General features: G+C 63.5%; 8 protein-coding genes and 1 pseudogene. 4 read left to right on the top strand and 5 right to left on the bottom strand.

What is annotated here, in order from left to right; genetic code table 11:
• The 4 genes and pseudogenes from ACFQI8_RS18120 to ACFQI8_RS18105 all read left to right on the top strand — a co-directional run.
• A pseudogene (locus tag ACFQI8_RS18120) lies at window positions 1–245 on the top strand (UDP-glucose 4-epimerase); the annotation flags it as partial.
• Window positions 246–945: 700 nt separating this feature from the next.
• The gene (locus ACFQI8_RS18115; protein WP_390247280.1) at window positions 946–1,899 is read left to right on the top strand and encodes an AEC family transporter; all 954 of its coding nucleotides are present in this window, start codon (window positions 946–948) and stop codon (window positions 1,897–1,899) included.
• 947 nt (window positions 1,900–2,846) lie between these two features.
• The gene (locus ACFQI8_RS18110) at window positions 2,847–3,257 is read left to right on the top strand and encodes a cupin domain-containing protein (protein ID WP_390247278.1); all 411 of its coding nucleotides are present in this window, start codon (window positions 2,847–2,849) and stop codon (window positions 3,255–3,257) included.
• A gap of 118 nt (window positions 3,258–3,375) precedes the next feature.
• Complete coding sequence (locus tag ACFQI8_RS18105) at window positions 3,376–4,209, top strand: phosphoenolpyruvate hydrolase family protein (protein ID WP_390247276.1); 834 nt, start codon at window positions 3,376–3,378, stop codon at window positions 4,207–4,209.
• Between the two features lie 61 nt (window positions 4,210–4,270).
• On the opposite strand, the gene ACFQI8_RS18100 is transcribed toward ACFQI8_RS18105, so the two are convergent.
• The 5 genes from ACFQI8_RS18100 to ACFQI8_RS18080 all read right to left on the bottom strand — a co-directional run bounded on the left by ACFQI8_RS18100 (window position 4,271) and on the right by ACFQI8_RS18080 (window position 9,346).
• Window positions 4,271–5,530: an outer membrane protein assembly factor BamB family protein gene (locus ACFQI8_RS18100; protein WP_390247274.1), complete on the bottom strand. Its 1,260-nt coding sequence runs from the start codon at window positions 5,528–5,530 to the stop codon at window positions 4,271–4,273.
• Window positions 5,531–5,755: 225 nt separating this feature from the next.
• A complete protein-coding gene (locus ACFQI8_RS18095) occupies window positions 5,756–6,499 on the bottom strand; it encodes an ABC transporter ATP-binding protein (RefSeq protein ID WP_390247272.1) in 744 nt (247 codons plus the stop codon).
• A complete protein-coding gene (locus tag ACFQI8_RS18090) occupies window positions 6,496–7,254 on the bottom strand; it encodes an ABC transporter ATP-binding protein (protein ID WP_390247270.1) in 759 nt (252 codons plus the stop codon). Before ACFQI8_RS18090 ends, ACFQI8_RS18095 begins: the two co-directional genes overlap by 4 nt.
• Window positions 7,254–8,408, bottom strand: coding sequence for a branched-chain amino acid ABC transporter permease (locus tag ACFQI8_RS18085; protein WP_390247268.1), 1,155 nt, complete (start codon window positions 8,406–8,408; stop codon window positions 7,254–7,256). The genes ACFQI8_RS18090 and ACFQI8_RS18085 overlap by 1 nt, the downstream gene beginning before the upstream one ends.
• Entirely contained in the window at window positions 8,405–9,346 is a 942-nt protein-coding gene (locus ACFQI8_RS18080) for a branched-chain amino acid ABC transporter permease (RefSeq protein WP_390247266.1), read from the bottom strand. The genes ACFQI8_RS18085 and ACFQI8_RS18080 overlap by 4 nt, the downstream gene beginning before the upstream one ends.
• Between the last annotated feature and the right edge of the window lie 174 nt (window positions 9,347–9,520).

Raw genomic sequence — 9,520 nt, 5'->3', positions numbered from 1 at the left:
GTGTTGCATACAATATCGGCACGGGGTCTGAGACAGCGATTCACGAACTCGCGGAAATCATCAAGAACGCAACGGCCAGTAATTCCTCAATCGTCCATGGCGACCCACGACAAGGAGATATCCAGGGCTCGTGTGCGGACATCTCCCGTGCGGTGAGTAGTCTGGGGTATGCTCCCCAAGTCGCACTTGATGATGGTATCGAGCGGTTACTCACCTCCTATGGAGCAAGCCCATCCACGGTGTGAACCCACCGACACTGAGGGGGTCGATAGTACATTTCGAGGGGCTTGGCAGGTTCTACGCTCTCACCGATGTCCGGCACTGGGCACGTCGGCTCGCTGACAGCGGTCCCACCGACCGCTACTGGAACCAGTGGCAAGTAGTGATGCTCATACCACACAATATGGGTCGTGCAATGTTGGACCTTGATATAGAATCATAGGCTAATCTGGTACCGGTCCGATGACTGCGTTCTCCACCGTTTCTCGGATAACCCGCGACCATTGCGATACTGTACCACTTGTTGGTGTCCTCGAATATCGGCCCCAGTCTATTGATTAGGTTGGGTGGCCGGCTTGGCTATCTTAAGCGGAATCCCATGAGCTATCTCTGTCGCATTCTCAAACTTCGAGCCGACCGCGTTCATAATCTATGGGCAGGAGTCGTTCGAGCGCCCGATTGTAGTTCATAATATTTGCACAACCCTTTCTCTCTCTTCTACCGACCAGTTCTGATTGGTTTTAAACGCTCTCTTCGGAACTACTTGCTCACACATCTGCACACTCACACGGCCACCGGCGGTAAGTAGCGCCGACCCGCACGCGGCGATCACCGATACTATTTATACGGGAAGCGCAATGGGACTGACATGAGCCGACAGCGACAGCGCAAAGTGTTAGTTGAGCACGCCCGCCCGCCGAATCGACCCACTTCGAGGTGCGAACCATGTCGTTGACGGGGGCGTTCACGAACGCGATTCTCCCGATTCTCGGCGTCGCGGTCGTCGGGTATCTCCTCGCGCGAACGACGGACATCGAGGTCGGGCCGATAAACACGCTCGGGCTGTACGTACTCATCCCGGCGTTGGCGTTCCACAGCATCGCCACGACGACCCTCGAGGGTGGGGAAGTTCTCAAACTCGGCGTCGGCGTCGTCGGCTACGCGCTTCTCATGATCGCCATCGCGTGGGGCGTCGGCCGACTCGCCGGCGAGTCGGGACCGCTCCTCGGCGCGCTCATGTTGGCGGCGGCGTTCCCGAACTCGGGGTTCGTCGGTATCCCGCTGTCCGGGTTCGCCTTCGGCGAAGTCGGGCGAACGACCGCCGTCATCTACCTCACCATCCAGAACCTCGTGGTGTACACCCTCGGCGTCTACATCGCGTCGAACGGCTCCGATAGTGGGGTGCTTGACGCCGCCACCGAGATATTTCGGCTCCCCCTGCTGTACGCCATCGTCGCCGGCGTTCTCGCCCGTGCGCTCGGGCTCGTCCCGCCGGCCGACTCGGCGCTCATGGAGACCGTCGGGCTCGTCGGCGACGCGTCGATTCCGGTCATGCTGCTCATCCTCGGCATCCAGTTGGCCGAGACCAACGTGTCCGTGATATCGCGGTCGCTCGCGCCGACGGCGCTGAAGCTCGTCGTCGCGCCGCTCGTCGGGTTCGGCCTCGCGCTCGCGTTGGGGTTCGGCGACCCGACCGTCGCGAGGGTGTTCGTCCTCGAATGTGCGACCCCCGCCGCGGTCATCCCGCTGGCGCTCACCATCGAGTACGCCGACAACACGACTGTCGACGGCATCACAGCGCCCGAGTATCTCAGCACGACCATCTTCACGACCACCGTTGCCAGCGTCGCCGTCCTGACCGTTCTCGTGGCTGTCTTACAGGCGGGCGCTCTGTACTGAGCGCTCCGAGGACGACCGAACGACTCCGGTGACGGCGGTGTTCGGCACTCTTGCCGACGATATGCCGAACTTTACATTTCGGAAGTCCCGTTCCGGGGACCTCTACTTGCGTCTCGCCTGTGCCCTCGAACGAGCGTCCCGTCGCCCGTCGCGGAACCGTTCGGTAGTGGTCTCGTAAACAGTCCGGGTCCGCGCGACGGTCGCTTCTGGCTCGGGTCCCGTGGGGGCGCCAGCCCCACGATGGCTTTTAGCGCCTCTGCGGAACGCACCGTACAGCACTGAGTGGTTAAGCCCGCGCAGTCTCCTCCTCGTCTCGTAAACTGCGAGCGCTGGCGAGTGTTATTACAGTCGTATGCTTGTAATACAAGTATTACGACTATACGGATGTAATGATGGTCGAAAATACGGGTCGAGTACCGACGCAGATATCTTCCGCTCTCGTGACTCTACACCGCGCTTTCGATATGAAAATGGATGTTCGAGAGCCGTCCGGCTCGTCACCACATCACTCTCGTTCGACGCGCGAACGGCGGCCGTCGTTGCCGGCCGAACCCCGAACCGCTCGCGTGAGTAGGACGGTCGCCCGGGTTCGACGAGCGGACAATCTCCCGTACGTGGCTCCGATTCCGCTCGTCCCCGCGGAGTACGTCGTTCAGTCGCCGACAGATTCCGTCACGGTTCGCCCCGCGATTATATCTCCTTATTAATGATTCACAACACGCGAACGGACCGGGGCGTCCGCGTGACCGTTGCCGACTCGCATAGCGACGAATCACCGTGTGAGGCTCCCTAACACCAGTCCAGTCGCGTTGTCCGTCGGCCTCGGCTCTGTGCCTCCATTTTCCTCTCGAAAACGGTGCGAGTCGCTCGCGAGCGCTCGACGAACTTCTGACCGCGTTCCAACCACCAAAATATTTAATAATTGATACTGTTTGACTCCACACGCCATGGTATCCGAAAAGCGGTTCGTCCAAGCGGACGACGTAGAGACGATTGGGTTGGACTGGGGCACGCTCAAGTGGATGAACACTCCCGAAGTCACCGGCTCTGAGGGGTTCAGCGCCGGCGTCGTGTTGCTCGAACCCGGGAAGGGTCACGAGCGACACACTCACCCCGACAGCGAGGAGATACTGTACTTCCTCGGCGGCGAGGGCGAACAGACCATCGAAGACGAGACGCGCACGGTCGGCGCGGGCGACATGGTTCACATCCCCAGCGGCGTTGAGCACAGCACCATCAACACGTCGTGGGAGCCGCTTCGGTTCCTCGCGGTCTACTGTCCGCCCGGCCCGGAAGCCGAGATTCGCGACGACGACGATGCGACGATTTTCCCGCCCGGCAAGTTCCCGGGCAACTGACTCGCGCGGGCGAGCGGTTTCTCCCCGACGCCGCCCCGACCGCGTCGCTCTCCGACGCCCGGTCGCCGGTCGTTGCTTCCGAAATATTAAAGTCGTATGCGATGGCCTGTCAACTCGGATGAAGTATACTCGTGCTGAATCACTCGACCGTATCGAATCCACGATCGAATCCGGTGACCCGGTCATCGGTGCCGGTGCCGGTACCGGCATCTCCGCGAAGTTCGCCGAACGCGGCGGCGTCGACCTGCTCATCATCTACAACTCGGGACGCTACCGGATGAACGGTCGTGGCTCGCTCGCCGGTCTCCTGCCGTACGGCGATGCCAACGAAATCGTCGTCGAGATGGGCCACGAGGTCATTCCGGTCGTTGAGGACACGCCCGTGCTCGCCGGCGTCAACGGGACTGACCCCTTCCGCGAGATGAGCGTGTTCATCGAAGACCTGCGTCGTCGCGGCTTCTCGGGCGTCCAGAACTTCCCGACGGTCGGACTCATCGACGAGGACAGTAGCTACCGGAAGAACCTCGAAGAGACCGGGATGGGCTACGACAAGGAAGTCGAGATGATTCGCGAGGCGAGCGAGCAGGGTATGCTGACGTGCCCGTACGTCTTCACCGAAGAGCAGGCCAAAGCGATGACCGAGGCCGGCGCCGACGTCATCGTCTCCCACATGGGCCTGACGACCTCCGGCGACATCGGCGCGGAGACGGCGCTCGACCTCGACGACGCGGCCGAGCGCGTGCAGGCGCACCACGACGCCGCCAAGGAAGTCCGCGACGACGTACACGTCATCTGCCACGGCGGTCCCATCGCGTGGCCCGACGACGCGGCGTACGTCCTCAACAACACCGAGGGCGTCGTCGGCTTCTTCGGTGCGTCGAGCATCGAGCGCCTCGCCACCGAGGAGGCCATCGAGAACCAAGCGCGCAAGTTCAAGGACATCGACTTCTGAGAGCGCCGAAAGGAGCTACCGAACGTGGACCGTCGCGAAGGCCGTCTCGCGCACAGTCGAATTACTCGACCGCGTACACCTTCGCGTCTGTCCCGCCGAAGTACAGCCGCCCGTCGACGAGCGCCGGACTCGACCCGACGCCCCGCCCGTCGATTTCCATGAACCACTCTTCCTGTCCGTCCGTCGTGATGGCGTGGACGCCGACGCCGTCGCCGTCCGACTGCCGGTGCGTTCCGACGTAGAGCACGTCCTCCGTCAGAACGGGGCTGCTCCCGACCTCCAGCGCCGGCGTCTCGAAACTCCAGTTCTCAGCGCCGCTCTCGCGGTCGAAGCGGAACACCTTCGCGTGGTTCGTCGTCGGGTCATCGAGCGTGTTGTACGGCGTGTGACCGACGTAGACGGCCTCCTCACCGACGGCGACTGACCCCGAGATGTACCGGCCCGCTGTGTCGGCCAGCCACTCTCGCTCGCCCGTCACCGCGTCGGCGGCGTGGACGTTCCCGTTCCAGTCGGTGAAGTAGACGGAGCCGTAGGCGACCGCCGGGCTCGACCATATCATGTCGCGCGTCTCGTACCGCCACTCGACTTCGCCGGTCGACCGCGACAGCGCGTACAGCGCCTCGTCCGAGGAGCCGACGTACACGCGGTCGTCCGTGACCGCCGGACTGCTGACGACTTCGTCGCCGACCTCGTACTGCCACTCCGTCTCCCCCGTCTCGGCGTCGAGGGCGTACACCCACCCGGTCTCGGAGACGTTGGCTTCCTCGGCGTACCACGCGCACGCGAGGTTGTGACACCCGACGCCGGTGTAGACCGTGCCGTCCCAGACCGTCGGGCTCCCCCGAATCAGGCCGCCGAACCCACGGGACCAGCGCTCCTCGCCGGTCTCGGCGTCGATGGCGTACAGATGTTTGTCGTACGACCCGACGTAGACGACGCCGTCCGCGTACGCCGGCGTTCCCTCGATTCGGTGTTCCGCCTCGAAGGACCAGCGTTTCTCGCCGGTTTCGGCGTCGAGCGCGTACAGCGAGCTATCCGCACTGCCGATGTAGACGGTGTCGTCGGCGACGATTGGGCTCCCCCAGAACGCGTCGCCCGCCTCGAACGTCCACTCGACGGTTGGCTCCGAGTCGAGCGGGGACACGTCGCCGATGTAGCCGGTGTTGTACCGGCCGCCCCGGAACGTCGGCCACGAGGTGACCGGCTCGGACACGGGGTGGTTCTGTGACGCTGACGCGACCGGTCGCTGACACCCCGCAGCGAACGTGAGCGCGGACGAAGAGAACGCGGCGAGAAACCGTCGTCGGTTGGTCCGTTTCATGTTCCGTGTGTTCGAGTGTCACGAAATAATATTGTCGACTGACTGACGGCGTTTGGGAGCGACGAATCCACCTCGAAATGCGAGACTGAGCGCCGGGGCAGGAACCGGAACGAGAGTCGAACGAGAGCCGAGGAGAGAGTCGAAACGAGAACGAACCGAACCGGAAGCGAGGAGGGGGTGAATGGAGCGCAATCGGTCGCGTCGCGGGATGCGAGGCCGGTGCGGTCAGACGACGAGGTACTCGTCGAGGTCTTCGGATTCGAGTTCGTCCACGGTGCCTCTGTAGACGATATCGCCCTGGTCGAGCACGTAGCCGCGGTCCGCGATGCGGAGCGCCTCGCGGACGTTCTGCTCGATGAGGAGCACCGTCAGCCCCTGGTCGGCGATTTCCGCGACGGAGTCACCGACGGTCTTGACGATTTGCGGGGCCAGCCCCTCGGTCGGCTCGTCCAGCAACAGCAGTTTGAGGTTCGGGAGCCTGAGGGTCCGCGCGATGGAGAGCATCTGCTGTTCGCCGCCAGAGAGCGTCCCGGCCTGTTGGGTCCGCCGCTCGTCGAGCCGCGGGAACAGGTCGTACAGCTCGTCAATCGACATCGTGCTCTCGCCGCCGCCGAGACCGCCCCGGCGGATGGTGTTCCACCAACCGCGGGTGATTTTCGACATTTCGAGGTTCTCCTCGACCGTCAGCTCGGTGAACAGCCGTCGCCCCTCGGGGACGACGCCGATGCCGCCCATGGCGATGTTGTCGGCCGGCCAGTCCGTGATGTCGTCGCCGTCGAACCGAATGGACCCCGACCGGATGGCGGGCGGTTCGGTCCCGGCGATGCTGCGGACCGTCGTGGTCTTCCCCGCGCCGTTGCGGCCGAGGAGCGTGACGACCTCGCCCTCGTCGATGCCGAGCGAGACGCCGCGGAGGATGTGGCTCGGCCCGTAATAGGCGTGGACGCCGTCGAGTTCGAGCAGGCTCACTGCTCCTCACCTCCGAGGTAGGCCTCGCGGACGGCGGGATTCGCCCGAATCTCTCCGGGGGTTCCCTGCGCGATGAGTCGCCCCTGATGGAGCGTGAAGATGCGGTCCGACACGTCGAAGACGATGTCCATGTCGTGTTCGACGAGGAAGATGGTCATCCCCCAGTCGGCCAGCAGGTCGTGGATGAGGTCGACCGTTATCTCGGTCTCTGTCGGCGACATGCCGGCGGTCGGCTCGTCCATGAACAGCAGGTCCGGGTCGGTCGCGAGTCCGATGGCGACCTCTAAGCGCCGCTTGTCACCGTACGGGAGCGAACCGGATTCCATCTGGGCCTTCGAGTCGAGGCCGATGGTCTCCAGGATGTCGCTCGTCCGCGCTTGGACCTCGTCGAACGAGTCCCGCCGGCGGAAGAAGTTGACCCGGAACGAGCCGTGTTCGGCCGCGAACGACGCGACCTGTACGTTCTCCCGCACCGTGAGTTCGGGGAGAATCGACGCGGTCTGGAACGACCGACCGACGCCGAGCTGTGCGATTTCGAACGGTTTCATCCCGACGAGCTCGTTCCCGGCGTAGAACACCTCGCCCTCGGTCGGGCGCAGGCGACCGGTTATCGTGTTGATGAGCGTGGACTTGCCGGCGCCGTTGGGGCCGATGAGGGAGACGAGTTCTCCCTCCTCGACTTCGATGTCGACGCCGTCGAGCGCCGTGAGCCCGCCGAACTCCTTGGTGAGTCCGTGGGTTTCGAGGAGCGCCATCAGTTCTCACCTCCGTGGGAGTCGCCGGTCGAGTCGCGGCCCGTGAGGCGGGCCGTGACGGTGTCCAGCAGTTTCCGCGGCTCGCGGAGCGCGCCGGTGAAGGCGGTCGTCATCCCCCAGATGCCGTCGCGGTAGACCCACACGACCGTCGTGAAGGAAAGCGACAGCAGGAGGAGCCAGTAGTTGCCGAGCGTCGGGAAGCCGTTGACGATGCCCTTGAAGTAGAAGAACACGAACGTCCCGATGACCGGCCCGGCGAGCGTCCCGAGGCCGCCGAGGACGGTCATCACGACGACGTCGCCGCTGACGGACCAGTAGAGTCGCTCGACGCCCGCGAACTGGGTGTTGACGGCCATCAGCCCGCCGGCGAGGCCGACGATGGACGCCGACAGGAGGAACGCCGCGAACTTGTAGCGCCAGACGTCGAGACCGACGAACGCCGTCCGCGTCTCGTTCTCGCGAATCGCCTTGAAGATGAGCCCGTAGGGGGACTTGCGGATGCGCGTGATGGAGGCGACGACGGCGACGAAGAAGACGCCGACGAAGAGATAGAGGTTGTTCACGACGAGTTCGCCGAGGAGTCCACCGTACTGGTGTTCCAGTTCGAAGAGCCCGAGAACGGGCGAGCGCGGTACTTCGAGGCCGTTTATCCCCTTCGTGATTTCCACGAGCGGCTCTCGGGCGAGGAAGTAGAGGAACTGCCCGATGGCCAGCGCCACGATGGAGAAGTACACCGTGTGGAGGCGCAGGAGAATCAGCGCCGCGACCGCCCCGAGGGCGACCGCCGCCAGCGTCCCGACGACGATGACCGCCAGCGGGTCGTTGTACACGTGAATCGCGAACAGCGCCGCGGCGTAGCTCGCGGTCCCGAAGAACATGGCGTGACCGAACGAGAGGAGACCGGTCTGGCCCAACAGGAGGTTGAACCCGAGCGCGAATATCGACCAGATGAGGATGGTAATCGCCAGCCCGTGATAGCCCTGGAAGACGTCCGAGACGACCGGTGCGCGACCGAACGCGTACGAGAACAACAGGACGAACAGCACCGACGACAGGAGGACGAACGACTCGGTGTGTTTGATTCCGTCCCAGGTGTCCCAGCTAATCAACGACGATTCTTCGTCTACGGTCTTGTGGATGTTGTCCGTGCTCATTGTCTGACCTCCGCCGAGGGGAAGATACCGCTCGGCCTAATCGTCAGCACCACGATGGCCAGTAGGTAGATGCTTGCCTGCGTCATGCTCGGTTCGAGCTCCGTCGCCACCGCGAAGGTGAGTCCGGCGAGGAGCGCGCCGACGACGGTCCCGCGCAGACTGCCGACGCCGCCCATGATGACGATGACCAGCGACGGGATGATTATCTCCATGCCGATTTCGGAGGTCACGTTGAAAAGCGACCCACCGAGGACGCCCGCGAGCCCCGCGTACGCGGCCCCGACGGCGAATATCAACAGGAACGGTCGCCCGATTCGGATACCGAGCATCTGCGTCATCTCGGAGTCTTCGGTTCCCGCCCGAACGGCCAACCCGTAGTCGGTGTACTTGAAGAACGCGAAGATACCGGCGACGAGCAACAGCGTGAGCGCGACGACGAGGACGCGTATCGTCGAGGCCGCGCTCATCCCCGGCGGCGTGCCGACGACCGGGAGGGATATCGCGCCCGTGAGCCACTCAGGCCGGGGGTAGATGGTTCCCGTCCGGCCGAAGAGGATGGCGACCAGTTCTTGGGCGGCGATGAGGATTCCGAATGTGACAAGGAGTTGGTCGAGGAGTTCTCGTTCGTAGAAGGGTTTCGCAATCCAGCGTTCCATCGCGACGCCGACGACGAAGATGACCACCGGCGTCAACACGAGCGCGGGGACGAACCCCCAATCGAGTCCGACTTGTCCGAAGTCGCTCAACAGTCCGCCGTACTGTTCGCTCGACGCGATGAGGAGCCCGATGTACGCGCCGCTCAAGTAGAGGACGCCGTGAGCCATGTTCACGTATTTGAGCGACCCGAACACGATGGAAAGCCCGACCGCGACGAGCAGATACAGCGACGCGACGCTCAGTGCGATAAAGAGGAATCCGACGACCCCGTCGATGTTCATCGCTTCCACCTCGGTACAGATGCGAGTAACCACTTCATGGTGTGCACGATTATTCATGCATTCTTCAGTATGTTAATCTTGTGCTTCGCTGGCTTCTGACACGCCAACGGCCCGCACTTCGGTTGCGGTGGCGGTCGTCTCCGGGCGTCGACGCGAGGCCCGTGTGACCGAGAA

This window comes from Haloferax chudinovii, from assembly GCF_042663345.1.
Taxonomy (GTDB): Archaea; Halobacteriota; Halobacteria; order Halobacteriales; family Haloferacaceae; genus Haloferax; species Haloferax chudinovii.
This window is presented reverse-complemented; position numbering and strand designations above follow the sequence as displayed.